Origin of the sequence: Legionella nagasakiensis, assembly GCF_900639915.1 — a bacterium.
Taxonomy (GTDB): domain Bacteria; phylum Pseudomonadota; class Gammaproteobacteria; order Legionellales; family Legionellaceae; genus Legionella_A; species Legionella_A nagasakiensis.
On the sequence record NZ_CAAAID010000014.1, the window covers coordinates 36,334 to 57,683 of the forward strand.

Sequence of the window (21,350 nt, forward strand, 5' to 3'; positions counted from 1 at the left end):
CCATCAAACTATTCTTTTAATTTCCACCGCTTATGTAACCACAGCCATTGTTCTGGATGAGCCAGGATAATACGCTCCAATGCACGATTATACTCTAGGGTATTGCGATAAATCGCTTCCTGAGTATTGTCATAATGTTTCCAAAAAATGGGGTCATGAAATTCTAATACATGCTGTTTCTTACCAAGTCGATAGCCGGCAGCAGGAATCACTGGGATACCCGTATGTCTTGCAAAACTGGCTAGACTTCGATAAGTACCCGCTTTTTTGCCAAAAAATTCAACGGCTACTCCATCACGATTAACCAGTGAGGCATGCTGATCGAGAACAAAAACAACGGCATGATTTTTTTCCAGCGCGTCACATACTTGCTGCAGAGAGTTTTTCTTAGGTATTACATTAAGGCCAGCCCGATAATATCGGCGAAACAAAATACGCTCAATAAATTTATTCCCTAATGTACGGCGAATAAAATGAAACTGCCCTTGAAATTGCTTAAAATTCAAAATACCGCCGATCGGCGCATACTCCCAGCTACCGAAATGCCCGGTGAGAATCAGAACGCCTTGGCCTTGTTCAGCAACACGCAATAAATGCTCATAACCTCGCACTTCAACCCGCTGCTGCAATTTCTTTTCATTCATAAAACGCAGCTGTATCATTTCTTTTATGGAAGTAGCAAGATGAGAATAAAAAGATTTAGCCAAATGGGTTTGCTGTTGTTTCGTTAAAAGCGTGCCAAAGACATGATTGATATTATTCATAACAACCCGTCTACGGTAAGGCAATACGTGATATAAGATTTTTCCAGCCAACGATAAAGGCAATGCATTTATTCTTTTTGTCAGATCATTCACAGGCTTTAATCACTAGGCAGGCATTTATGCTGGCATAACCACGATTAATAATCAACGCATGGGATTTATCTTCTTCCATGTCCCTCTCTGCTGACGAAATATTGAGCTGCTCACAGCCTAAAGCCGGCTTTGCAAAATTAGCGATACCAGGGATGCATTTTGCACGCAGCGCATACGTTGCCAGAACCGTATCCACAATACCTGAAGCACAAATGGTATGTCCCATAGACCATTTAAACGCAGTGACTGGTACTTTATAGTTATCAAAAAGTGTATGAATGGCCTGAGCTTCACTGATATCTGACTTTTTGTTGCCATTTCCATGAGCAACCACTAAGCCAATATCCGTTACACTTAGCTGTTGAGCGGCCAACGTCTGATTCAGCATTGAAGCCAAATGAGTTCCTTCTGCTCCTATTGAAAACAAACCAGACGCTTCAGAAGCAGACGCTCCAGCGACGATTTCTCCATAACAAATCGCAGAACGCGCTTGTGCACTCTCTTCGCTTTCAAGTACTAAAGCTGCAGCACCTTCAGCCAGCAATGTTCCATCATGATCGTAATCAAACGGTTTCAGATGACGTGGACTGATAACACCCAACTTTTCATAATAAAATAAGGCTTGCGGTTCTGTACCAATATCATAAGCCACAACAACAGCCCGTGCTATCTGTCCACTTTGAATGGCATGGTACGCTTCAATAATGGCTTGCATGCCTCCAACAGCATGGTTGGTTATATTATGATTTGCACCTTTAAAACCATAAGTAATTCCAGTGTAAGCCAAGACATTATTGGGCAAAATACGCAATAGCCACATAGGATGAACTTCACTGAACAGCTGGGAAGCAAATTCCTTCATGTCACCACCAGTTTTGGCAGCCAGTGGTAAAAAATCATACTGTTGATAATACTTATTACCCGGCGAACCAACATAAACACCTGTTTCATCATTAAATGAATTCACTAAATCTAAGGTATCGCGATAGGGAAGCAGGCAGCTATGCTCAACCGCTTGGACCGCCGCATGAATGCCCATGGCATCTTGTCGTGAGATAACTTTCATCAATTTGCGGTCAGGAAGCATTTTAGCAGGCTGAAATTGCTTTAACTCACCACCCAATCGATGAGTCCATGAGGACAAATCCCAATGCTTAATTTCATCAAGACCATGTTTACCGGCCAATACGGCCGCCCACGTATCATCTGCCGTGTGACCGCAGGCCGTTAAGGCACTTAAGCCAGTAATAAAAACACGTTTTTTATGACTCATGCACTGGCCCCTCAAACTCCGGATGTTTGAATAATAAACTGCTATTGGAACCTCCAAATCCGAATGAATTGGACAGCACCGCACCGACTGATTTTTCTCTTGGCCCCTCCACCACGTAATCCAAATCACATTCTGGATCGGGCACGGTCAAATTTGCGGTCCCTGGAATTTTTGCATGTTGAATGGATAAAACAGATATCACCGCTTCCAAGGCACCCGCTGCCGCAATTAAATGCCCGGTTTGGCTTTTAGTAGAACTAACTGGTACTCGATAAGCATTGGTAGCAAAAACGGCCTTAATAGCGTTGGTTTCACTCAAATCATTCATTTTAGTTGAGGTGCCATGAGCATTGATATAATCCACATCGGAGTGTTTAATTCCGGCATCACGAAGCGCCTGTTGCATGGCTTGAATAGCGCCATCGCCATTCGGATGAGAATCCGTAATTCGATAAGAACTTAACGTATTGCCTTCTCCTGCCAATTCAGCGTAAATATGCGCTCCTCGGGCTTTAGCCTTGTCCCATGCCTCCAAAATTAGGAAAGCCGCTCCTTCTCCCAGAACAAATCCGTTCCTGGTCGCATCAAAAGGACGGCTTGCCGTTTCTGGTGCATCATTATAAGTTGATAAAGCCCCTAAGAGACAAAAACTGGATAAACCCAGAGGGTTAATCATCGAATCAAAACCACCGGCAAGCATATAATCTGCATCACCGCGACGAATAGCCTGCATCGCCAAGCCCAACGCCTGTCCACCAGATGCACATGCAGTATGTACAGAGCTCGCGAAACCAGAAATTCCGAATTGCTGGATCAAAAGTGACAACCCAGAATTTGAGGTCGTTTTACCAAAATCAACTAATTTATAAAAACCACTGGCATTATTTTGTAATGCTTGCCAATTGATGTCCCCATTCAACGCACAAGTCTGTTGAAAACGGAGCAAATAATCAAACTCAGCTGTCATCATACCGCTGCCAGTAACGACCCCCCAACGCTGGGAAGTTTGGTCATTGGGCCTGACTCCTGCATCCTCAAAGGCCTGCAATGCGGCATCTAAAGCATAAGACGTAAACGGCATGGCAAATCGCTTGTGTTTGCCAAAATTTACAGAGGGGGGAATATAGTTTTTCACCTCGGCAGCGATTCTGGTTGGAAATGCACTGGCATCAAACTGTTTAATTTCATCAATTCCAGACCGACCGGCTAATAGATTAGACCACGTTGATTGAACATCATGACCTAACGGAGAAACTATACCTAAACCAGTCACTGCGACACGTCGCTTTTTCATAGAACACCCTTTGCAGTCATAACCACGTCTAAAACACAAACTCGTCTGCCATCCACTTCACTACGATAACTTAATATCAGCTCATGCTCACACTGCTGTTTTACTTTCAAGTGACAAAATAAGGCATCCCCAGGATGAACAAACTCATTCATTTTGATTTTACGCAGCTCCCGAACTTGATAGTTGTCTATCCACTGCGATTTTTCCAGAAACAGGCGTGCCAAATTTAGCTTGCATTCAAGCAAAACCGTCATGGGTAAAACCGGTTTATTCGGAAAATGGTCAGGAAAATAAGGTGCTTCGTAACCTATCTTTTTTTCCGCTGTAAGAGACTGTCTAGGTTGACAATCAATCAGACGGTCAAACTCAAGAGACGTTATATGACCGTTATTAATATTGAGTTGTCGATTGCGGCTTATATCTGACAATGACCACTCACCAGGGTGATTAATTTCAGCAAATTGCCGTCGCACCTCAGCGGTTTCAATAAACTCTGTCATAGGCAATAAAGGCCCTAATGCATCTTCAATGCGAAATACGATTTCATCACCAACCCGGGCAATGCTGTGATAACGTACAGCCGCATCATCCAGAGAATCAATAAATGACTCTAGTAAAATTGTTTCGCCAACATACACCGAACGATGTACGTGAGCGCTGCCGACAATGCCCGCCACTGGCCGTTGCGTAAAGTTATTACAAACCATAACATTCCAAGCCGCCAATTGACCTAAAGATTCGCCAATTAGGGAAGGAATAAAACATAATCGGCCATGCGGATCACGGCATAAATAATGTTCATCATGTGCAATATACTTTACCCCCCTTGCCATCTGGCCAGGGGATAACTGAGTAATTCTGTCGACAAATAAAAACCGCATCAGGCCACAGTTTCAGATACTTTTTGTTCTTTCACAGCGGCAACAATGAGTTTACAAAAGGTTTCCACCGTAAAAAGCGTAGGAATCTCATTGACCTTCATATTGGTTTTAAAATATTCAGTCGGGACTTCACTCAAATAATCTTTGAGAGCACTCACCCCTTTCTCAGTTAATACACCGCCTTTTTCAAACTCATCTTCGGCCAAATTACCGCGAGCATTCTTTTCAAGTTGGCCGCGAGGAATTTTTATATCAAATTCTTTTTCCAATTGAAAAACCAGATCAAGAAAATCGATGGATTCAGCACCTAGATCACTAATTAAACGACTATTTAACGATATTTCTTCTTCATCAATAACCAATACATCAGCAATAATTTCTCTGACTTTTGGATAAACGCTTTCTACGTTCATGGTATACCTCAAAGCTCTTTAGCACTTCAAAAATGCTCAAATTATATCATAAATTTTCAGGATGTGTCGTCAAATACTTTAAGACTGCAAAAGTATTACATTATATGCTCAACGTATGATTTTGCGCGAAAAAAATATTCAACAATTCATTCTAATTTACCTTTTTTTTATCCCACAACACTATAACCTGCATCCACAAAAAGCGTGTGACCCTTAATCATTTCTGCTTCTGGCAGACACAACAAATAAACAGCATTCGCCACATCTTGAGGGGTTAACGGGCGCGCGGACAAAGCATGAGCTTGGTACTCATCCAGTAATTGTTCTCGGTTAGGAAAATGTTTAAGAGCATCTGTATCAACAACGCCAGCAGAAACGGTATTTACACTAATACCAGCTTCAGCCAATTCAAGACTTAATGAACGTACCAAGGCTTCAAGTGCTGCTTTTGACGCCCCGATGAATGCATAATTTGGTATGGCACGGTGTGCACCAAGGCTCGATAAGGCAATAACGCGGCTACCTGGTGGCATCATGCTTCGGCCTTCACTCACTAAATGATTCAAAGCCAAAGCATTTGTCTCTAAACACCATCGCCAATGCTTGGTCGACATGCTCATCGCTGGTTTTAATACACCACTGGCTGCATTACTAACCAGGAAATTCAATTGATTAAAATGCGTTTTAAATTGTACAAACATGTCTTTAACGGACTGGTGATCAGCAACATTAGCTTGAATCGCAATAGCCCGTTGACCTATTTTTTGTATTTCCTCTACCATGACCATTGCTTCATCGGAGCTATTGTAGTAAATGATGGCAATATCACAGCCTTCTTGCGCCAATTTTAAGGCTGTTGCCCTGCCAATACCACGTGCGCCGCCAGTAATCATTGCTACTTTGTTTGCCAGTATTTGCTTCATTGGCACCACCTCTAGATTAAAAATCAGTCAAATTATCGCGATTCAATGGTTCTGTCAATTAGGTCCGAATGAAGACCTTGTTTCTAAAACACTATCTCGGTACCATCAGCACACAGTGATTACGTAGTGAAACTTCCAATGAAACAACCTTGGATGAACAGTGTTCTTCCCATAGCTGCAATATTTTCATTTCGCATGCTCGGCCTATTTATGCTGATTCCAGTCTTTACCGTACTGGCCACCCAATTGCATGATGCTACACCGACTCTGATTGGTATAGCGCTTGGCAGTTACGGTTTAAGTCAGGGAATTTTACAAATGCCCTTTGGCATGCTTTCAGATTATTTTGGCAGAAAATCCATACTGACGATTGGTTTAATTCTATTTACCGCAGGTAGTTTACTTGGCGCCATGACGGATTCCATTTACGGCATGATTGCTGCACGCATCTTACAAGGCATGGGAGCCATAGGAAGTGTTTTAGTAGCTCTTCTTGCTGATCTTACTCCAGATGAGCAACGTACGAAAGCCATGGCTGTGATTGGAGCCACCATTGGAATCTCTTTCAGTCTGGCGATGATCATCAGTCCAACCATCACATCTTACTTTGGACTTTCAGGAATTTTTTATTTTACTGCTCTCCTGGCTATCATGGGTTTATTATTGCTCCACTTAGTCATCCCAACTCCGGTAAAAGAACCCTTTCATCCAGACAGTGAAACGAATCTAGTTCTATTTAAACCGGTTATAAAAAATCGCCACTTACAACGCCTCAATGCGGGAATCTTTTTTCAGCATTTTATGCTGACATCAACCTTTTTTGCTATCCCGATTCTATTGCAACACTATATTCTACAGGGCAAATTGTCCGAACAATGGCATTTTTATTTGCCATTAATGCTCCTATCCTTTCTGATGATGGTGCCATTTATTTTGCTTGCAGAAAAAAAACAAAAAGTTAAGGTCATGTTCCTTGGCTCCGTCATTACTATTGCAGCAGCACAATTCTTGCTGTCTTTTATTTCCCAACATTGGGTGGGACTATGCATGCTGCTATTTATCTACTTTGTAGCGTTTAATATTCTTGAAGCCAGTTTACCCTCTCTGGTTTCAAGGCAAGCAAATGCCGAAAGCAAAGGCACCGCCATGGGTATTTATTCAAGCTGCCAATTTCTTGGTATTTTTGCCGGAGGAGCATCTGCAGGTTTTATTTATCAATTATCTGGCAATAAAGGGATATTTCTAGTCAATTCATTTCTTAGTCTACTCTGGATAATTGTTGCATTCACGATGAAACCGAATGTTTATCAAGTAACCCTCATTCTTAAATATCCTGATGCTGCAAAAGATTCGAGCCTTCTCGCTGAGAAGCTGCAAAGCTTGCCAGGTATTCTGCATGTTACTATGGCACATGAAGAAGGGGTTATTTACTTAAAAATTGATAAAGCCAACTATCATCCCGGAAGTGCTGAAGAGATGATGAGCAGTTTATAAATATCTCAGATTGAACCCTACGAAATAGTCTGGGAATTATATATAATCGATTAAACTCATTTACTGATATTGGAGAAATTTTATGGCCCGTGGTATTAATAAAGTAATACTTATAGGCAATGTTGGCGTTGATCCTGAAGTACGTTATATGCCCAATGGCAATGCCGTTACAACGTTATCAATTGCCACAAGTGAAACATGGAAAGACAAGCAAACTGGCGATAAACAAGAACGAACGGAGTGGCATCGCGTGGTTTGTTTTAACCGGCTTGGTGAAATTGCAGGCGAATACATTCGTAAAGGAACAAAACTTTATGTTGAGGGCAGTTTACGTACAAGAAAATGGCAAGATCAACAAGGGCAAGATCGATACACCACTGAGATAGTCGCTTCTGACATTCAAATGCTCGACGGTAAAAACCAAACAGCAACTTATCCCGAAGAGCAATCAATGACTCCAACTAATAAGACGGCAACAAAGCCTTCTCAAGGAGTATCTCAAGATGCCTTTGAAGAATTAGATGATGATATTCCTTTTTAAAAACCATCTTAAAGTAAAAAAGGCCAGGTTAACCTGGCCTTTTTTATACAGGTATATAAATCGCTTCATTCTTCTGTATTACTTTCTGCAGTGGGTCTATCCACAAGCTCAACAACGGCCATTGGTGCATTATCACCAACACGATAACCGCATTTTAAAACACGAACATACCCACCTGGTCTTTTATTATAACGAGGACCAAGCGTTGTAAATAATTTACCAACGGCACCTTTACTACGCAACTTGTCAAATACTTGCCGTCTAGTAGCTACTGAGTCAACTTTGCTCGTTGTTATCAGTGGCTCAATGTACCGTCTTAATTCTTTTGCCTTTGGTAAAGTTGTTTTAATGATCTCATGTTCAATTAAAGAACAACACATGTTAGCAAACATGGCTTTTCTATGGCTGCTTGTCCTGCCTAAGTTTCGGCCGGTATTACGGTGACGCATAATTATAACTCCTAATTTTACTCGCCAAGGTTTTCTGGCGGCCAATTCTCTAGTTTCATCCCCAATGATAATGAGCGTGATGCTAATACATCTTTAATTTCAGTGAGGGATTTTTTACCTAAGTTAGGCGTTTTTAATAACTCAGTTTCAGTTTTTTGTACCAAGTCCCCTATGTAATATATATTTTCCGCTTTCAAGCAATTGGCTGAACGTACGGTTAATTCCAAATCATCCACAGGCCGCAGTAAGATTGGATCAAACTGGTTTTGTTCCTTATGATCATGACGAGATTCCTCAAATTTCATATCTACAAACGAATGCAATTGTCTTTGCAGTATACTTGCAGAAATGCGTATGGCTTCCTCAGGATCAATAGTACCATTTGTTTGCAGATCAATCGTAAGCTTATCCAAATCCGTGCGATTTTCTACACGAGCATTATCAACAAAATAAGCCACTTTTTTTACAGGTGAAAAGGTGCTATCAATTTTCAGTTTACCAACTGATTTTTCTTGAATTTCATCCTCTAGTAATCGTACAAATGTTTCTGTTGACCGATAACCAACCCCTCTTTCTACTTTCAGAGTCATGTCCAATTTTCCATGCTCGTTCAGATTTGCGATTACAAAATCAGGATTCAAAACCTCAACACCATGTGTCAATTGAATATCGCCTGCAGTAACCTGGCATGGACCTTTTTTATTTAAGGTAAGAGTAGCTTCATGACCTACAGAAATTTTAACGGCCACTTCTTTGAGATTAAGAAGGATATTAACAACATCTTCTTGAACCCCTTCGATGGTACTGTATTCATGTAATACACCATCAATAGTTGCCTCAGTGATTGCACTTCCTGGCATGGATGACATCAAAATTCGCCGTAAAGCGTTACCAAGTGTGTGGCCAAACCCACGCTCTAATGGTTCCAGTACAATACGCGAATGATTAGGGGTCTCAGATTGTACTTTCAAGACCTTAGGGGTTAGCATTTCATTAATATCAGTATACATTCGGCTATGTCTCCGATCTTACTTTGAGTAAAGTTCTACCACCAGGTTAACGTTAAAATCAGGAGGTAAATCATTTAATGTTGGATACGTAGAAAAGGTTCCTTTAAAAGAAGCCAACTCAACAGTCAACCAATCACACGGAGCTCGTTGCTCAGATAAGGCAATTGCGGCTTGTATACGCCCCTGCTCTCTTGCCTTCTGGCGAATTGAAACCACATCACCAGCTGCAACAAGGTAAGATGGTATATTAACAACTTGATCATTCACCAAAATAGCTTTATGAGCCACAAGCTGACGCGCTTCCGCACGTGTACTTGCAAACCCCATTCGATAGACGACATTATCTAATCGGCTTTCTAATAACACCAGTAAATTTTCGCCAGTTGACCCTTTTTTACGAGCAGCTATCTTGTAATAATTTCGGAATTGTTTTTCCAAAACCCCGTAAAGTCTTCGAATTTTTTGCTTTTCCCGCAATTGAAGACCATAATCGCTTAAACGCGGCCGTTTATCACCATGTTGTCCGGGTTGTTTTTCCGACTTGCATTTGGATTTGTGATCTCGCACACCACTTTTAAGTAACAAATCGGTCCCTTCTCTTCGTGATAATTTACACTTTGGACCAAGGTATCTAGCCATTGAGCACTCCTGAGACTTACACGCGACGTTTTTTAGGTGGCTTACACCCATTATGAGGTATGCCAGTCACATCTGTTATTTCTACAATTTTGAATTCCTGCGAAATTAATTCGCGAATACTTGATTCTCGCCCGGGGCCGGGTCCATGCACAAATACAGCAACGGATTTCATACCATATTCTTTTGCCACCGCAGCAGCTTTTTCAGTTGCTATCTGTGCAGCATAAGGTGTACTTTTACGTGAGCCTCTAAACCCAGAACCACCCGAAGTTGCCCAGCACAAAGCATTACCTTGTCGATCAGTAAAGGTAATAATAGTATTATTAAATGATGCATGAACATGGACGATACCATCAGACACGACTCTTTTAACTTTTTTTCTAGCCTTTTGTTGCTTTGCCTTATTAATTGCCATCTCAATTTCCTACATGAAAAATCAAACTACCGTACCTTTTCTTCGGCCTTTTCGTGTTCTAGCATTTGTTTTTGTTCGTTGTCCCCGCAAAGGCAATCCTCTTCGATGCCGCAAACCTCTATAACAGCCCAAATCCATCAGCCGCTTAATATTCATGCTAACGACACGCCTTAAATCACCCTCAACCGTCATTTTTGCTATCTCATTTCTGAACAATTCCAATTGTTCATCAGGTAATTCAGCCACTTTAGTCGTAGGCTCAACACCAACCTTTTTGCATAACTTTAGAGATGTTGATTTTCCTATACCATAAATCGACATCAGTGCAATCACTACGTGCTTATTATCTGGTATATTAACACCTGCAATACGAGCCATTCATTTCTCCGATAATTATTTGCTCTGCCGAAAGGGACAGAAGAATACTAGTTTCACAAAATAAAATCAAGCTTTAACTAACCTTGCTTTTGCTTATGACGCGCATCTTTACAAATCACACGAATTGAGCCACTGCGACGAATAATCTTGCAATTACGGCAAATGCGTTTAACTGATGCTCTAACTTTCATTATTAACTCCAAAAATAAATCATAATAGACCAGGCAATTTCGTTCCCTTAAAATTGGCCTTTTTCATAAGTGAATCATATTGCTGAGTCATTAAATGAGCTTGTACCTGAGCAACAAAATCCATAATTACCACAACAATAATCAATAATGAAGTTCCTCCAAAATAAAAAGGAACATGCCATGTAAACATCAAAATTTGAGGAAGCAGACAAACAAGCACTAAGTAAACTGCCCCCACCAAGGTTAATCTGGTCATAACATTATCGACGTATTTTGCAGTTTGTTCGCCAGGCCTAATTCCAGGAATATATGCTCCTGATTTTTTAAGATTGTCTGCTGTATCTTTGGGATTAAACACCAATGCCGTATAGAAAAATGCAAAAAACAGAATAGCCAATGCATAAACAATTAGATATAAAGGCTGACCTGGCGATAAAGCCATGCCTATATCAGCCAACCAATCCATACCTTTCCCGCGTCCAAAAAACTGAGCCAAAGTGGCTGGTAAAAGTATGATACTAGACGCAAAAATAGGAGGGATTACGCCTGACATATTTATTTTTAAAGGCAAATGGCTAGATTGCGCAGCATACACTTTTCGACCTTGTGTTCTTTGTGCATAATTTACACGAATTCGCCTTTGCCCCCGTTCCATAAAAACAACAAAGCCTGTAACAACCACTACAATTACAGCAATAACCAGTAAAGTTAAAGCTTGCATTTGTCCTTCTTTTACCTGTTGCAAAATAGAGGCAATAGCTCCGGGCATGCTTGATACAATCCCAGAAAATATAATGAGAGATATTCCGTTTCCTACGCCTTTCTCAGTAATTTGCTCACCTAACCACATTAAAAACATTGTTCCTGTGACCAAAGTTACCACTGCCGTAAAATAGAAAGCAACATCCGGATGAAGTGCTATTTGCTGCCCGGCTAACCATCGTGCCATCCCCAAAGATTGGAATATGGAGAGGACAAGTGTCAAGTATCGGGTATATTGATTTATTTTACGCCTACCAGACTCCCCTTCCTTTTTCAATTGCTCTAGTTTCGGAACAACAACAGAAAAAAGTTGGATCATAATAGAAGCAGAAATATAAGGCATAATCCCAATCGCAAAAACAGTAACCCTGGATAATGCCCCACCAGAAAACATATTGAACAAACCAAAAATGGTATTTTGTTGCTCACTGAAAAAATTGGCTAGCTTTTGTGGATCCAAACCAGGAACAGGTATATGCGCTCCCAGTCGATACACTAGTATTGCGAGGACAACAAACAGTAACCTTGATTTCAGCTCTGCTAATCCCCCGCGAGAGGGGATGGATCCTTGTTTCTGGTTTTTCATATTCACTCTTCTATACTTCCGCCAAGATCTTCGATTGCTTTACGTGCACCTTTTGTAACTCGCAAGCCTTTAATCTTAACAGCAGTAGAAAGTTCGCCAGAAAGTATGATCTTTGCATCACGCATTGATTTATTAACAATGCCAGCTGCTTTCAATGCATCCATATCAATGACATCTGCATTTACTTTTGTCAATTCAGTTAAAGTAATCTCGTCAATCAACTTACCCACACGAGATTTAAAACCCAATTTAGGAAGCCGACGCTGAATAGGCATTTGACCACCCTCAAAATTGATTTTATGGTAGCCACCTGCTCTTGCTTTTTGTCCCTTATGTCCTCGACCACTGGTTTTACCAAGCCCTGAGCCTATTCCTCGCCCTAACCGTTTTCGCTCAGTACGGGAACCCAGTGCAGGTGAAAGTGAATTTAAATTCATTATGCGCACTCCTCGACCTTCAACAAATAATCAATCTGGCGAATTAATCCACGAATTGCAGGATTATCCTGGTGAATGGCCACGCTATTCATTTTACGCAGTCGCAATTGTTTAGCGATTTCAATATGCTTTGGCATACGTCCAATCAAGCTTTTGATCAAAGTGATTTTTATTTTACTCATCATTAACCCACCATTACTTCTTCAATGGTTTTGCCCCTTTTGGCAGCAACATAATCAGGTGTCCCAACATTCGTCAAGGCATTTATTGTTGCACGAACAATATTGCTTGGATTTGTCGAACCAATACTTTTTGCAAGAATATTCTGTACACCAAGAACTTCTAATACAGCTCTCATAGCACCACCAGCAATGATTCCTGTTCCTTCGCTCGCCGGTTTCATAAACACCTTTGAAGCACCAAAGCTGCGTGTTATTTCATGATGAATGGTTTTTCCAGCTAATGGAACATACACCATATTTTTTCGAGCTTGGTCCATCGCTTTTTGTATTGCAATAGGAACTTCACGAGCCTTCCCTCGTCCAAACCCTACTTTACCCTTACCATCACCAACGACAACCAGAACCGCAAAGCCAAATACACGGCCACCTTTAACGACTTTTGCCGTACGCGTCACCGACACCAGCTTTTCTTGGTAACCATCAGTTTTTGTTGTTTCATCTAATGCCATAACCGATCCTTAAAAATCCAACCCTGCTTCACGAGCAGCTTCAGCAAGTGCTTTCACACGACCATGATATTTATAGCCAGCACGATCAAAAGCAACCTTGATAACATCTTTCTCTTTTGCACGTTTCGCTAACAACTTACCCACTTGCATTGCCTGCTCACATTTGTTTCCGGTCAAGCTGGCTTTTAATTCTTTATCCAATGTTGATGAGGAAACAAGAACCTCATCACCATTTTTACTAGGTCTCACAATTTGTGAATAGATATGAGACGCACTTCGATATACGACTAACCTTGGTCGTTCTGAATTACGAATAACGGCTTTTACTTTAGAACCACGTCTTTTTCGGGCTGCATACTTATTCATACTTTATACCTTATTTCTTTTTCGCTTCTTTACGAACAATAACTTCGCCAGCATATTTAATGCCTTTCCCTTTATAAGGCTCTGGTGGTCTAAATCCGCGAATTTCTGCAGCAACCTGCCCAAGCAACTGCTTATCAATACTCTTCAAAAGCACCGTTGTATTGCTTGGTGTTTCTACAGCAACCCCCTCAGGCAACTTATATTCCACGGGATGAGAGAATCCTAGAGATAAAGAAATTGACTTTCCCTTGGCTTGTGCACGGTATCCAACCCCAACAAGTTCCATGGTAATTTCAAACCCGGTCGTCACACCTTTAACCATGTTGTTAACCAAAGCACGTGCCGTACCTGCCTGAGCCCAAGCATTAGGATCATTAGACGCAGGTTTAAAAAGAATTTCATTAGCATTTTCTTCGGATTTATTTATATTGACCAACTTATTTTTATGCTGTGTCAATGCACCTTTAGGCCCTTTTACTGTTATCGTATCTTTATCAATAGATAGCTCAACATTTGCCGGCAGTACAATTGGGGCTTTCGCTACTCTAGACATATCTATCCTCGTTTGTATTACGCCACTTCACAAATAAGCTCGCCGCCCACGCCGCGTTCTTTTGCTGCAATATGAGTCATCACACCTTTAGAGGTTGACAAAATTGCAATTCCAAATCCTGGCACAGGAGATAACGCTTTTACTGATTTATAAACCCGTAGCCCTGGACGACTAACACGCTGAATTCGCTCGATTACTGGCTTTCCATGATAATATTTAAGCTGTAAAGTGATTTCTTTTTGATTATTTTCACAAGCATCAACGCTATATCCAACAATATAGCCTTCTTCTTTCAATACTCTTGCGATTTCTTCTTTTAAATTAGACGACATCATTGTTACAGATTGATGCTTCGCTCTCTGACCATTCCGTATTCGGGTCAGCATATCTGCAACTGGATCATGCATACTCACATTTGTTCTCCAATGAATAATGGTTTTTACCAGCTGGATTTTCTGCCACCAGTGACATTTCCAGTCATTAACTGCTGACGCAAGCAAATCCTGCAAAGTCCGAACTTACGATAAACGGCATGTGGTCTTCCGCACTGTTGACAACGGGTCGTATGTCGGACAGGATTTGAATTAACAGGTAACTTAGCCAACTTAGCTTGCGCTGCCATGATTGTATCAAAATCATCTGATGATTTAATGATATTCTTTAACTCAGATCTTCGACTCCGATACTTATCAACCAAACGACCCTTTTTACTTTCACGTGCTATAATTGATTTTTTAGCCACAATATTACCCTTCTTATTTTCTGTCTCTATCTCTTAAAGGAAGATTGAAAGCTTCCAATAGTGCTTTTGCTTCTTCATTGGTCTTGGCACTTGTTGTTATACATATATCCAAACCACGAATACCATCAATCTTATCAAAGTCAATTTCAGGAAAAACAATTTGCTCTTGGATGCCCATACTGTAATTTCCGGTACCATCAAATGATTTTGGATTCAGGCCACGAAAATCTCTAACCCTCGGCAAAGCAACCGTTATTAGTCGATCAAGAAACTCATACATATGATTATTACGCAGAGTCACTTTACACCCGACAGGCCACCCCTCACGAATTTTAAAACCAGCGATGGATTTTTTAGCTTTAGTAATTACAGGTTTTTGACCAGATATTCTTGTCATATCCTCTAAAGCAAAATTCATAACCTTTTTATCACCAACCGCTTCGCCAACACCCATATTGAGTGTTATTTTTTTAATTCGTGGTACTTGCATGATACTTTTATAGCCGAATTTTTGCATCATCATATCGACTACTTCTTTATTATAAAACTCTTTCAATCTAGCCATTTCCATCACCTAAATTAAACAAGGTCAACGACTTCATTATTGGATTTAAAATACCTTACCTTGTGCTTGTTGCCATCTTTTTCAATGAACTTGAATCCAACTCTATCTGCTTTTTTAGTAACAGGATTATATAAAGCCACATTTGAAACATCTAATGGAGCCTCTTTAGATATAATTCCACCTTTTTGACCTAGTTGTGGATTAGGCTTAACATGTTTTTTTATTAAATTTGCGCCTTCGACAATAAGCTTATTATCAATTACACGTACTACTTTGCCTATATGACTTTTGCTTTTTCCAGCAATCACAACAACTGTATCGCCTTTTCTAATGCGTTTCATAAATAATCCTTCTCATAATACTTCAGCAGCGAGAGATATGATTTTCATAAATCGCTCTCTTAGTTCACGCGTCACCGGTCCGAATATTCGAGTCCCAATCGGCTCATGCTGGTTGTTTAAAAGTACAGCCGCATTTCCATCAAATCGTATCAGCGAACCATCATCACGACGAACCCCTTGACTGGTACGCACAACAACGGCATTCATAACCGCACCTTTCTTAACCTTGCTACGTGGTATAGCTTCTTTAACACTAACTTTGATAATATCCCCCACACGAGCATATCGTCTGTGTGAGCCACCAAGCACCTTGATACACATCACTTTGCGCGCACCGCTATTGTCCGCGACATCGAGCACGGTCTGCATTTGTATCATCTTATTCTCCAGATCTAATTTTGACCAGAAAAAGGCTGCTGATTATATCAGCCTTACTGGATTTTTAAAAGGGCATCAAATCACGAAAATCAGGAAATTACCTCGATGAGTTCCCAAGACTTTGTTTTAGAAAGTGGCCTGGTCTCACGAATCTTAACGGTATTACCAATTTTGGAAACTTGATTCTCATCGTGCGCATGCAATTTTGTTCGACGTTTAATCATTTTTCCATATTTAGGGTGCTTAACAGTTCGTTCTACCATGACAACAATAGTTTTTTGCATTTTATCACTAATAACTTTTCCAACTACTGTTCTGGCATTTGTCTCACTATTTGACATCACTATTTCCTGCCTTTTCAGTCATAATTGTTTTAATTCTTGCAATTGAGCGGCGTACTTGTCGTACAAGATGCGTCTTATCTAATGTGCCATTCGCCTTTTTTAAACGCATGTTAAACTGTTCTTTACGTAATGAAAGTAACTCATTTTGCAATTCATCAACCGTCATATTTCTTAATTCACTATTATCTTTCATTACATCACCTTACGCTCTTCAAACGCTACTTTGAAAGGAAGTTTCGCTTTAGCAAGATCAAATGCTTCAATGGCAAGCTCTCGACTCACCCCTTCCATTTCAAAAAGCATCTTGCCCGGTTGAATTTGAGCCACCCAATATTCAACATTACCTTTTCCTTTCCCTTGCCGAACTTCTAAAGGTTTTTGGGTGATCGGCTTGTCAGGAAAGACCCGAATCCATATTTTCCCGCCACGCTTAACATGACGCGTCATCGCTCGCCTTGCCGCTTCTATTTGACGGGCTGTCAAGCGACCTCTTTCTATTGCTTTTAAACCAAATTCACCAAAGCTAACCTTAGAGCCTCTTTGTGCAAGCCCTCGATTTCGCCCTTTCATTTGTTTACGATATTTAGTACGTTTTGGCTGTAACATGATTGTAAATCCTCACTTACTTGGTCGTGTCATTACTACGGCTCTTTTGAGGCACGCTTTCCCCCTTAAAGATCCAAACTTTGACACCAATAATCCCGTAGGTGGTTTTTGACTCAGCCGTACCATAATCAATATCAGCACGAAATGTATGCAAGGGAACACGGCCTTCACGATACCATTCACTACGAGCAATCTCTGCGCCGCCAAGTCGACCACTAACACAAATTTTAATGCCTTTGGCGCCTGCCTTTAACGCAGAGGTTACAGCACGCTTCATGGCACGTCTAAACATAACACGCTGTTCCAATTGCTGAGCGATGCCTTCGGCAACAAGCGTTGCATCAAGCTCAGGTTTTCGTACTTCTTCTATATTGAGGTGCACAGGAACCTCAAGTTTTGAAGAAATCTCAGCACGCAGTGATTCAATACCACCACCTTTTTTTCCAATAATAACGCCTGGTCTTGCAGAGTAGATAGTAACCACAGCGTTATTCGCAGGGCGTTCTATCTGAATTCGACTTACTGCAGCAGACATCAACTTATTCTTTAATTCTTTACGGAGGTTTATGTCTTGGTTTAATAGCTGCGCGTAATTTTTACTTGCAAACCACTTGGAATTCCAATCTTTAATAATACCTAACCGTATGCCAATTGGGTTAACTTTCTGTCCCATTGTTATTCCTCATCAGACACTTTAATGGTGATATGACATGTGCGCTTGGAAATTCTGTTCGCACGCCCTTTGGCACGAGCACGAATGCGCTTCAGCGTTGCAGCCTCATCCACACATACCATACCTACTTTTAGTTCGTCGATATCTGCGCCATTATTATTCTCTGCATTAGCAATTGCAGATTCCAATAATTTCAGCATCAATTGAGCTCCCTTTTTGGGAGTAAACTTAAGGACATCGATTGCACTTGAAACGTTCATATTACGTATCATATTTGCAACCAACCTGCCTTTTTGTGCTGATAAAGGGGCATTTCTTAATTTAGCTGTAACTTCCATCGCTGCCTCTTACTTACCTTTGGCCTTTCTGTCACCAGCATGGCCTTTAAATGTTCGAGTCATGGCAAACTCACCTAATTTATGACCAACCATGTTATCTGTAATAAACACGGGAACATGATCACGACCGTTATGAACTGCGATGGTCAAATCGATCATTTCAGGAATAATCGTTGAACGCCGCGACCAAGTTTTAATTGGCTTTTTCGATTTAGACGCAACTGCTGCCTCAATTTTAGTCAGCAGATGCTGATCAACAAAAGGACCTTTTCTTATAGAACGTGCCACCTTGATATCCTCTTAATTAATTATTTTTTCTTGCGCTGTCTGGTAATAAATTTGTCAGTTCGTTTATTTGTTCTCGTTTTGTATCCTTTTGTTGGGATACCCCATGGAGTTACTGGGTGACGACCGCCAGAGGTTCTACCTTCTCCACCACCATGAGGATGATCAACAGGGTTCATTGCAACACCACGCACGGTAGGCCTTCTGCCTCGCCATCTTGCAGCCCCTGCTTTTCCGAGAGAACGAAGGTTATGTTCACTGTTGCTGACTTCACCAATAACTGCACGGCAAGTAGATAAGACTTTCCTCATTTCACCAGAGCGAAGTTTAATCGTCGAATAAACACCTTCTTTTGCAACAATTTGTCCACTGCACCCAGCACTACGCAACATTTGTGCGCCTTTACCTGGTTTGAGCTCAACACCATGTATGGTTGTTCCAACAGGAATATTTTTTAATGGCAGGCAGTTTCCATTAGAAATTGGAGATTCCTCACCACTGACTATGGCATCACCCGGTTTTAATCCGGAAGGCGCAATGATATAACGTCGTTCACCGTCTTTATAAACCAGCAAAGCAACTAATGCTGAGCGGTTTGGATCATATTCTATTCGTTCAACTGTAGCTTCTATACCATCTTTATTGCGCTTAAAATCAATTAAGCGGTAATGACTTCGAATACCACCACCAATATGACGAACTGTAATTCTACCTTGGTTATTTCTTCCACCGGTTTTATTTAATTTTTCAGTTAAACCAGCATAAGGCTTTCCTTTATGAATATGATGGTGAACAACTCGCAGCTCACCTCGCTTACCTGGTGACGTTGGTTTAGATTTTAATAATGCCATCTTTATTCGCCTTTTTTTATTCGGTCACAGTGAAGTCGATGTCGTACCCTGGTTGCAAGGAAACGAATGCCTTTTTCCAATCACTACGCTTACCGCTCAATTGACGGAATCGCTTACTTTTTCCTTTAACGTTCATGACAGATACATTTTTCACTTTCACATTAAACAGTTGCTCAACAGCTTGCTTTATTTCTTCTTTAGTCGCTGTTTTTAATACTTTAAAAGTAAATTGCTTAAAACGGTCAGCCATAACCGTTGCTTTTTCAGAGGTATGCGGCTCACGCAGAACCATCATTAGTCTTTCAAGATTCATTGTAACTGCTCCTCTAATTTTTTAATTGCTCCTTCAGTCATCACAACTTTTTCAAACCGCAGCAAAGCAATTGGATCCAGACCAGCAACGTCGCAAACATCGTAATCTATAAGATTACGTGAAGATAAATATTCAAATTCACCAACTTCTTGCATCACCACCAGCGCGTTAGTAAGCTCAAGATCCACCATTTTGCTAATAAAATCCTTGGTTTTTAAGGATGAGCATTGAAAATCGCTTACAACGATTAGATTTCCACGGCGATTAAGCTCGGAGATTATACTACGCAATGCACGTTTGTACATTTTTTTATTAATTTTTTGTGAATAATCACGTTTTTTGGAAGCAAACGTCACGCCACCTGAACGCCATAGTGGACTACGGATTGTACCAGCTCTTGCACGCCCAGTACCTTTTTGATTCCAAGGCTTTTTACCACCACCACTCACCTCAGATCGAGTTTTCTGTGCACTATTTCCAGAACGTGCATTATTCATAAACGTCACGACGGCTTGATGAACCAACCCTTCGTTATAATCATATGAAAATACAGCATCACTGACTGTAATCTCAGAACTTGTATCTCTTGTTATTAATTGCATGATTAACCCCTTTCTTGCCTTTTCACCGCAGGCTTTACTTCAACTCTTGCACCTGGGGCACCAGGAATTGCACCTTTGATCAAAAGCAAATTACGGTCTTTATCGACACGAACTAACTCCAAGGATTGAATCGTGCAGCGCTTATTTCCAAGCTGCCCAGCCATTTTTTTCCCTTTAAACACACGACCTGGGGTTTGGTTTTGTCCAATTGAACCTGGCACGCGATGCGAACGAGAATTACCATGAGTTGCATCTTGTGTTCTGAAGTTATGTCGTTTTACTGTACCAGCAAAACCTTTACCTTTAGACACGGCAGCCACATCCACATATTCGCCTTCGTTGAAAACATCGCTAACAGCAATAACTTGACCAATGGAATATTGAGTCAATTCATCTAAGCGAAATTCACAAAGCATATCCCCGGCCTCAACTTCTGCTTTCGCAAAATGTCCAGCCATAGGCTTATTAACGCGACTTGCCATTTTGCTACCGCCGGTAAGCTGAATCGCATTATAACCATCGACATCAATGCTTTTTATTTGTGAAATGCGGTTTGGTACCACTTCAATCACTGAAACAGGAATTGATTTTCCTTCTTCTGTAAACACTCGTGTCATACCGATTTTACGGCCTAATAAACCGATCGTCATTGCAACACCTCTTTTTAATTTTCAACGTTCATCCGCCTAGTCGTCCAGGCTAATCTGAACGTCTACACCAGCTGCCAGATCCAGCTTCATTAATGCATCAACTGTTTTTTCAGTAGGATTTACAATAACAACCAGCCGCTTATGCGTACGCAATTCGTATTGATCACGTGCATCCTTATTAACATGAGGCGAGGTTAGCACAGTAAATTTCTCTTTTTTCATTGGCAATGGTATTGGCCCACGAATTTGTGCGCCAGTACGTTTAGCCGTATCCACAATTTCTCGTGTTGAAGCATCAATCATACGATGGTCGAATGACTTTAAACGGATTTTAATATTTTGATTATTGCTCATTTTTATTACTCAATAATTTTGGCGACGACACCTGCGCCTACGGTACGACCACCTTCACGAATAGCAAAACGCAGCCCTTCATCCATTGCAATAGGTGCATGCAAACTGACAACCATTTGAACGTTATCACCAGGCATCACCATCTCAGTGCCTTC

Annotated in this window: 37 protein-coding genes; 2 read left to right on the forward strand and 35 right to left on the reverse strand. The window is 40.9% G+C overall.

Going from position 1 to position 21,350, the window contains the following annotated elements:
* Positions 1-8: 8 nt before the first annotated feature.
* The 6 genes from E1O52_RS10970 to fabL form a co-directional block, all read right to left on the reverse strand.
* Positions 9-857, reverse strand: a complete 849-nt coding sequence (locus tag E1O52_RS10970; RefSeq protein WP_133128759.1) for a lysophospholipid acyltransferase family protein — start codon at positions 855-857, stop codon at positions 9-11.
* Positions 850-2,130 carry a beta-ketoacyl-[acyl-carrier-protein] synthase family protein gene (locus E1O52_RS10975; protein WP_133128760.1) on the reverse strand — a complete coding sequence of 427 codons (1,281 nt, stop codon included), beginning with the start codon at positions 2,128-2,130 and terminating at the stop codon, positions 850-852. Before E1O52_RS10975 ends, E1O52_RS10970 begins: the two co-directional genes overlap by 8 nt.
* Positions 2,120-3,424 carry a beta-ketoacyl-[acyl-carrier-protein] synthase family protein gene (locus E1O52_RS10980; protein WP_133128761.1) on the reverse strand — a complete coding sequence of 435 codons (1,305 nt, stop codon included), beginning with the start codon at positions 3,422-3,424 and terminating at the stop codon, positions 2,120-2,122. Before E1O52_RS10980 ends, E1O52_RS10975 begins: the two co-directional genes overlap by 11 nt.
* Positions 3,421-4,305: an ApeI family dehydratase gene (locus tag E1O52_RS10985; RefSeq protein WP_133128762.1), complete on the reverse strand. Its 885-nt coding sequence runs from the start codon at positions 4,303-4,305 to the stop codon at positions 3,421-3,423. Before E1O52_RS10985 ends, E1O52_RS10980 begins: the two co-directional genes overlap by 4 nt.
* The gene (locus tag E1O52_RS10990; protein ID WP_133128763.1) at positions 4,305-4,718 is read right to left on the reverse strand and encodes an acyl carrier protein; all 414 of its coding nucleotides are present in this window, start codon (positions 4,716-4,718) and stop codon (positions 4,305-4,307) included. The genes E1O52_RS10985 and E1O52_RS10990 overlap by 1 nt, the downstream gene beginning before the upstream one ends.
* A 167-nt stretch (positions 4,719-4,885) precedes the next feature.
* Complete coding sequence (gene fabL / locus E1O52_RS10995) at positions 4,886-5,641, reverse strand: enoyl-[acyl-carrier-protein] reductase FabL (protein ID WP_133128764.1); 756 nt, start codon at positions 5,639-5,641, stop codon at positions 4,886-4,888.
* Between the two features lie 138 nt (positions 5,642-5,779).
* Here fabL and E1O52_RS11000 point away from each other — a divergent pair, with 138 nt between their 5' ends.
* Both E1O52_RS11000 and ssb read left to right on the forward strand, forming a co-directional pair.
* Complete coding sequence (locus E1O52_RS11000; protein WP_133128765.1) at positions 5,780-7,135, forward strand: MFS transporter; 1,356 nt, start codon at positions 5,780-5,782, stop codon at positions 7,133-7,135.
* Positions 7,136-7,217: 82 nt separating this feature from the next.
* On the forward strand, positions 7,218-7,676 hold the full coding sequence (gene ssb / locus E1O52_RS11005) for a single-stranded DNA-binding protein (protein WP_133128766.1): 459 nt from the start codon (positions 7,218-7,220) through the stop codon (positions 7,674-7,676).
* Between the two features lie 65 nt (positions 7,677-7,741).
* On the opposite strand, the gene rplQ is transcribed toward ssb, so the two are convergent.
* The 29 genes from rplQ to E1O52_RS11150 all read right to left on the reverse strand — a co-directional run.
* Positions 7,742-8,125, reverse strand: coding sequence for a 50S ribosomal protein L17 (rplQ, locus tag E1O52_RS11010; protein WP_133128767.1), 384 nt, complete (start codon positions 8,123-8,125; stop codon positions 7,742-7,744).
* A 17-nt stretch (positions 8,126-8,142) separates the two neighbouring features.
* Positions 8,143-9,135: a DNA-directed RNA polymerase subunit alpha gene (locus tag E1O52_RS11015; RefSeq protein ID WP_133128768.1), complete on the reverse strand. Its 993-nt coding sequence runs from the start codon at positions 9,133-9,135 to the stop codon at positions 8,143-8,145.
* 18 nt (positions 9,136-9,153) lie between these two features.
* On the reverse strand, positions 9,154-9,774 hold the full coding sequence (gene rpsD, locus E1O52_RS11020) for a 30S ribosomal protein S4 (protein WP_133128769.1): 621 nt from the start codon (positions 9,772-9,774) through the stop codon (positions 9,154-9,156).
* A 16-nt stretch (positions 9,775-9,790) separates the two neighbouring features.
* A complete protein-coding gene (gene rpsK, locus E1O52_RS11025) occupies positions 9,791-10,189 on the reverse strand; it encodes a 30S ribosomal protein S11 (protein ID WP_133128770.1) in 399 nt (132 codons plus the stop codon).
* Between the two features lie 21 nt (positions 10,190-10,210).
* Positions 10,211-10,567, reverse strand: a complete 357-nt coding sequence (gene rpsM, locus E1O52_RS11030; RefSeq protein ID WP_133128771.1) for a 30S ribosomal protein S13 — start codon at positions 10,565-10,567, stop codon at positions 10,211-10,213.
* Positions 10,568-10,644: 77 nt separating this feature from the next.
* On the reverse strand, positions 10,645-10,758 hold the full coding sequence (rpmJ, locus tag E1O52_RS11035; RefSeq protein WP_081724921.1) for a 50S ribosomal protein L36: 114 nt from the start codon (positions 10,756-10,758) through the stop codon (positions 10,645-10,647).
* Between the two features lie 19 nt (positions 10,759-10,777).
* Complete coding sequence (secY, locus tag E1O52_RS11040) at positions 10,778-12,106, reverse strand: preprotein translocase subunit SecY (RefSeq protein ID WP_133128772.1); 1,329 nt, start codon at positions 12,104-12,106, stop codon at positions 10,778-10,780.
* A 2-nt stretch (positions 12,107-12,108) separates the two neighbouring features.
* Entirely contained in the window at positions 12,109-12,543 is a 435-nt protein-coding gene (rplO, locus tag E1O52_RS11045) for a 50S ribosomal protein L15 (protein ID WP_133128773.1), read from the reverse strand.
* Positions 12,543-12,728, reverse strand: a complete 186-nt coding sequence (gene rpmD, locus E1O52_RS11050) for a 50S ribosomal protein L30 (RefSeq protein WP_165474793.1) — start codon at positions 12,726-12,728, stop codon at positions 12,543-12,545. The genes rplO and rpmD overlap by 1 nt, the downstream gene beginning before the upstream one ends.
* Positions 12,728-13,234 (reverse strand): 30S ribosomal protein S5, encoded by a 507-nt coding sequence (gene rpsE, locus E1O52_RS11055; RefSeq protein WP_133128774.1) that lies wholly within the window; start codon positions 13,232-13,234, stop codon positions 12,728-12,730. The genes rpmD and rpsE overlap by 1 nt, the downstream gene beginning before the upstream one ends.
* Positions 13,235-13,243: 9 nt before the next feature.
* A complete protein-coding gene (gene rplR, locus E1O52_RS11060; RefSeq protein ID WP_133128775.1) occupies positions 13,244-13,600 on the reverse strand; it encodes a 50S ribosomal protein L18 in 357 nt (118 codons plus the stop codon).
* A 10-nt stretch (positions 13,601-13,610) separates the two neighbouring features.
* On the reverse strand, positions 13,611-14,153 hold the full coding sequence (gene rplF, locus E1O52_RS11065) for a 50S ribosomal protein L6 (RefSeq protein WP_133128776.1): 543 nt from the start codon (positions 14,151-14,153) through the stop codon (positions 13,611-13,613).
* Between the two features lie 17 nt (positions 14,154-14,170).
* On the reverse strand, positions 14,171-14,560 hold the full coding sequence (gene rpsH / locus E1O52_RS11070; protein WP_133128792.1) for a 30S ribosomal protein S8: 390 nt from the start codon (positions 14,558-14,560) through the stop codon (positions 14,171-14,173).
* Between the two features lie 32 nt (positions 14,561-14,592).
* Positions 14,593-14,895 (reverse strand): 30S ribosomal protein S14, encoded by a 303-nt coding sequence (rpsN, locus tag E1O52_RS11075; RefSeq protein WP_133128777.1) that lies wholly within the window; start codon positions 14,893-14,895, stop codon positions 14,593-14,595.
* A gap of 13 nt (positions 14,896-14,908) precedes the next feature.
* Positions 14,909-15,460: a 50S ribosomal protein L5 gene (gene rplE / locus E1O52_RS11080; RefSeq protein WP_133128778.1), complete on the reverse strand. Its 552-nt coding sequence runs from the start codon at positions 15,458-15,460 to the stop codon at positions 14,909-14,911.
* A 14-nt stretch (positions 15,461-15,474) separates the two neighbouring features.
* Positions 15,475-15,801 (reverse strand): 50S ribosomal protein L24, encoded by a 327-nt coding sequence (gene rplX, locus E1O52_RS11085; RefSeq protein WP_133128779.1) that lies wholly within the window; start codon positions 15,799-15,801, stop codon positions 15,475-15,477.
* A 12-nt stretch (positions 15,802-15,813) separates the two neighbouring features.
* Positions 15,814-16,179, reverse strand: a complete 366-nt coding sequence (gene rplN, locus E1O52_RS11090; protein ID WP_133128780.1) for a 50S ribosomal protein L14 — start codon at positions 16,177-16,179, stop codon at positions 15,814-15,816.
* A gap of 89 nt (positions 16,180-16,268) precedes the next feature.
* Positions 16,269-16,523 carry a 30S ribosomal protein S17 gene (gene rpsQ, locus E1O52_RS11095; protein WP_133128781.1) on the reverse strand — a complete coding sequence of 85 codons (255 nt, stop codon included), beginning with the start codon at positions 16,521-16,523 and terminating at the stop codon, positions 16,269-16,271.
* On the reverse strand, positions 16,510-16,716 hold the full coding sequence (gene rpmC / locus E1O52_RS11100; protein ID WP_133128782.1) for a 50S ribosomal protein L29: 207 nt from the start codon (positions 16,714-16,716) through the stop codon (positions 16,510-16,512). Before rpmC ends, rpsQ begins: the two co-directional genes overlap by 14 nt.
* Entirely contained in the window at positions 16,716-17,129 is a 414-nt protein-coding gene (gene rplP / locus E1O52_RS11105) for a 50S ribosomal protein L16 (RefSeq protein ID WP_133128783.1), read from the reverse strand. The genes rpmC and rplP overlap by 1 nt, the downstream gene beginning before the upstream one ends.
* Before the next feature lie 16 nt (positions 17,130-17,145).
* The gene (gene rpsC, locus E1O52_RS11110; RefSeq protein WP_133128784.1) at positions 17,146-17,802 is read right to left on the reverse strand and encodes a 30S ribosomal protein S3; all 657 of its coding nucleotides are present in this window, start codon (positions 17,800-17,802) and stop codon (positions 17,146-17,148) included.
* 2 nt (positions 17,803-17,804) lie between these two features.
* Positions 17,805-18,140: a 50S ribosomal protein L22 gene (rplV, locus tag E1O52_RS11115; RefSeq protein WP_133128785.1), complete on the reverse strand. Its 336-nt coding sequence runs from the start codon at positions 18,138-18,140 to the stop codon at positions 17,805-17,807.
* 9 nt (positions 18,141-18,149) lie between these two features.
* Positions 18,150-18,428, reverse strand: coding sequence for a 30S ribosomal protein S19 (gene rpsS / locus E1O52_RS11120; protein WP_133128786.1), 279 nt, complete (start codon positions 18,426-18,428; stop codon positions 18,150-18,152).
* A gap of 20 nt (positions 18,429-18,448) precedes the next feature.
* On the reverse strand, positions 18,449-19,276 hold the full coding sequence (gene rplB / locus E1O52_RS11125; protein WP_133128787.1) for a 50S ribosomal protein L2: 828 nt from the start codon (positions 19,274-19,276) through the stop codon (positions 18,449-18,451).
* A 16-nt stretch (positions 19,277-19,292) separates the two neighbouring features.
* Positions 19,293-19,589, reverse strand: coding sequence for a 50S ribosomal protein L23 (gene rplW, locus E1O52_RS11130; RefSeq protein ID WP_133128788.1), 297 nt, complete (start codon positions 19,587-19,589; stop codon positions 19,293-19,295).
* On the reverse strand, positions 19,586-20,191 hold the full coding sequence (gene rplD / locus E1O52_RS11135) for a 50S ribosomal protein L4 (protein WP_133128789.1): 606 nt from the start codon (positions 20,189-20,191) through the stop codon (positions 19,586-19,588). Before rplD ends, rplW begins: the two co-directional genes overlap by 4 nt.
* A 2-nt stretch (positions 20,192-20,193) precedes the next feature.
* Positions 20,194-20,841, reverse strand: coding sequence for a 50S ribosomal protein L3 (gene rplC / locus E1O52_RS11140; protein ID WP_133128790.1), 648 nt, complete (start codon positions 20,839-20,841; stop codon positions 20,194-20,196).
* A 36-nt stretch (positions 20,842-20,877) separates the two neighbouring features.
* Positions 20,878-21,195, reverse strand: a complete 318-nt coding sequence (gene rpsJ, locus E1O52_RS11145; protein ID WP_126954304.1) for a 30S ribosomal protein S10 — start codon at positions 21,193-21,195, stop codon at positions 20,878-20,880.
* 5 nt (positions 21,196-21,200) lie between these two features.
* On the reverse strand, positions 21,201-21,350 hold a 150-nt coding region (locus E1O52_RS11150), incomplete at its 5' end, for an EF-Tu C-terminal domain-related protein (protein WP_479724345.1).

Bases quoted from the DNA above. Each gene is read 5' to 3' on its own strand.
- E1O52_RS10975 (WP_133128760.1), bottom strand. From the start codon at position 2,130: ATGAGTCATAAAAAACGTGTTTTTATTACTGGCTTAAGTGCCTTAACG.
- E1O52_RS10980 (WP_133128761.1), bottom strand. From the start codon at position 3,424: ATGAAAAAGCGACGTGTCGCAGTGACTGGTTTAGGTATAGTTTCTCCG.
- E1O52_RS10985 (WP_133128762.1), bottom strand. From the start codon at position 4,305: ATGCGGTTTTTATTTGTCGACAGAATTACTCAGTTATCCCCTGGCCAG.
- E1O52_RS10990 (WP_133128763.1), bottom strand. From the start codon at position 4,718: ATGAACGTAGAAAGCGTTTATCCAAAAGTCAGAGAAATTATTGCTGAT.
- fabL (WP_133128764.1), bottom strand. From the start codon at position 5,641: ATGAAGCAAATACTGGCAAACAAAGTAGCAATGATTACTGGCGGCGCA.
- E1O52_RS11000 (WP_133128765.1), top strand. From the start codon at position 5,780: ATGAAACAACCTTGGATGAACAGTGTTCTTCCCATAGCTGCAATATTT.
- ssb (WP_133128766.1), top strand. From the start codon at position 7,218: ATGGCCCGTGGTATTAATAAAGTAATACTTATAGGCAATGTTGGCGTT.
- rplQ (WP_133128767.1), bottom strand. From the start codon at position 8,125: ATGCGTCACCGTAATACCGGCCGAAACTTAGGCAGGACAAGCAGCCAT.
- E1O52_RS11015 (WP_133128768.1), bottom strand. From the start codon at position 9,135: ATGTATACTGATATTAATGAAATGCTAACCCCTAAGGTCTTGAAAGTA.
- rpsD (WP_133128769.1), bottom strand. From the start codon at position 9,774: ATGGCTAGATACCTTGGTCCAAAGTGTAAATTATCACGAAGAGAAGGG.
- rpsK (WP_133128770.1), bottom strand. From the start codon at position 10,189: ATGGCAATTAATAAGGCAAAGCAACAAAAGGCTAGAAAAAAAGTTAAA.
- rpsM (WP_133128771.1), bottom strand. From the start codon at position 10,567: ATGGCTCGTATTGCAGGTGTTAATATACCAGATAATAAGCACGTAGTG.
- rpmJ (WP_081724921.1), bottom strand. From the start codon at position 10,758: ATGAAAGTTAGAGCATCAGTTAAACGCATTTGCCGTAATTGCAAGATT.
- secY (WP_133128772.1), bottom strand. From the start codon at position 12,106: ATGAAAAACCAGAAACAAGGATCCATCCCCTCTCGCGGGGGATTAGCA.
- rplO (WP_133128773.1), bottom strand. From the start codon at position 12,543: ATGAATTTAAATTCACTTTCACCTGCACTGGGTTCCCGTACTGAGCGA.
- rpmD (WP_165474793.1), bottom strand. From the start codon at position 12,728: ATGATGAGTAAAATAAAAATCACTTTGATCAAAAGCTTGATTGGACGT.
- rpsE (WP_133128774.1), bottom strand. From the start codon at position 13,234: ATGGCATTAGATGAAACAACAAAAACTGATGGTTACCAAGAAAAGCTG.
- rplR (WP_133128775.1), bottom strand. From the start codon at position 13,600: ATGAATAAGTATGCAGCCCGAAAAAGACGTGGTTCTAAAGTAAAAGCC.
- rplF (WP_133128776.1), bottom strand. From the start codon at position 14,153: ATGTCTAGAGTAGCGAAAGCCCCAATTGTACTGCCGGCAAATGTTGAG.
- rpsH (WP_133128792.1), bottom strand. From the start codon at position 14,560: ATGCATGATCCAGTTGCAGATATGCTGACCCGAATACGGAATGGTCAG.
- rplE (WP_133128778.1), bottom strand. From the start codon at position 15,460: ATGGCTAGATTGAAAGAGTTTTATAATAAAGAAGTAGTCGATATGATG.
- rplX (WP_133128779.1), bottom strand. From the start codon at position 15,801: ATGAAACGCATTAGAAAAGGCGATACAGTTGTTGTGATTGCTGGAAAA.
- rplN (WP_133128780.1), bottom strand. From the start codon at position 16,179: ATGATACAAATGCAGACCGTGCTCGATGTCGCGGACAATAGCGGTGCG.
- rpmC (WP_133128782.1), bottom strand. From the start codon at position 16,716: ATGAAAGATAATAGTGAATTAAGAAATATGACGGTTGATGAATTGCAA.
- rplP (WP_133128783.1), bottom strand. From the start codon at position 17,129: ATGTTACAGCCAAAACGTACTAAATATCGTAAACAAATGAAAGGGCGA.
- rpsC (WP_133128784.1), bottom strand. From the start codon at position 17,802: ATGGGACAGAAAGTTAACCCAATTGGCATACGGTTAGGTATTATTAAA.
- rplV (WP_133128785.1), bottom strand. From the start codon at position 18,140: ATGGAAGTTACAGCTAAATTAAGAAATGCCCCTTTATCAGCACAAAAA.
- rplB (WP_133128787.1), bottom strand. From the start codon at position 19,276: ATGGCATTATTAAAATCTAAACCAACGTCACCAGGTAAGCGAGGTGAG.
- rplW (WP_133128788.1), bottom strand. From the start codon at position 19,589: ATGAATCTTGAAAGACTAATGATGGTTCTGCGTGAGCCGCATACCTCT.
- rplD (WP_133128789.1), bottom strand. From the start codon at position 20,191: ATGCAATTAATAACAAGAGATACAAGTTCTGAGATTACAGTCAGTGAT.
- rplC (WP_133128790.1), bottom strand. From the start codon at position 20,841: ATGACGATCGGTTTATTAGGCCGTAAAATCGGTATGACACGAGTGTTT.
- rpsJ (WP_126954304.1), bottom strand. From the start codon at position 21,195: ATGAGCAATAATCAAAATATTAAAATCCGTTTAAAGTCATTCGACCAT.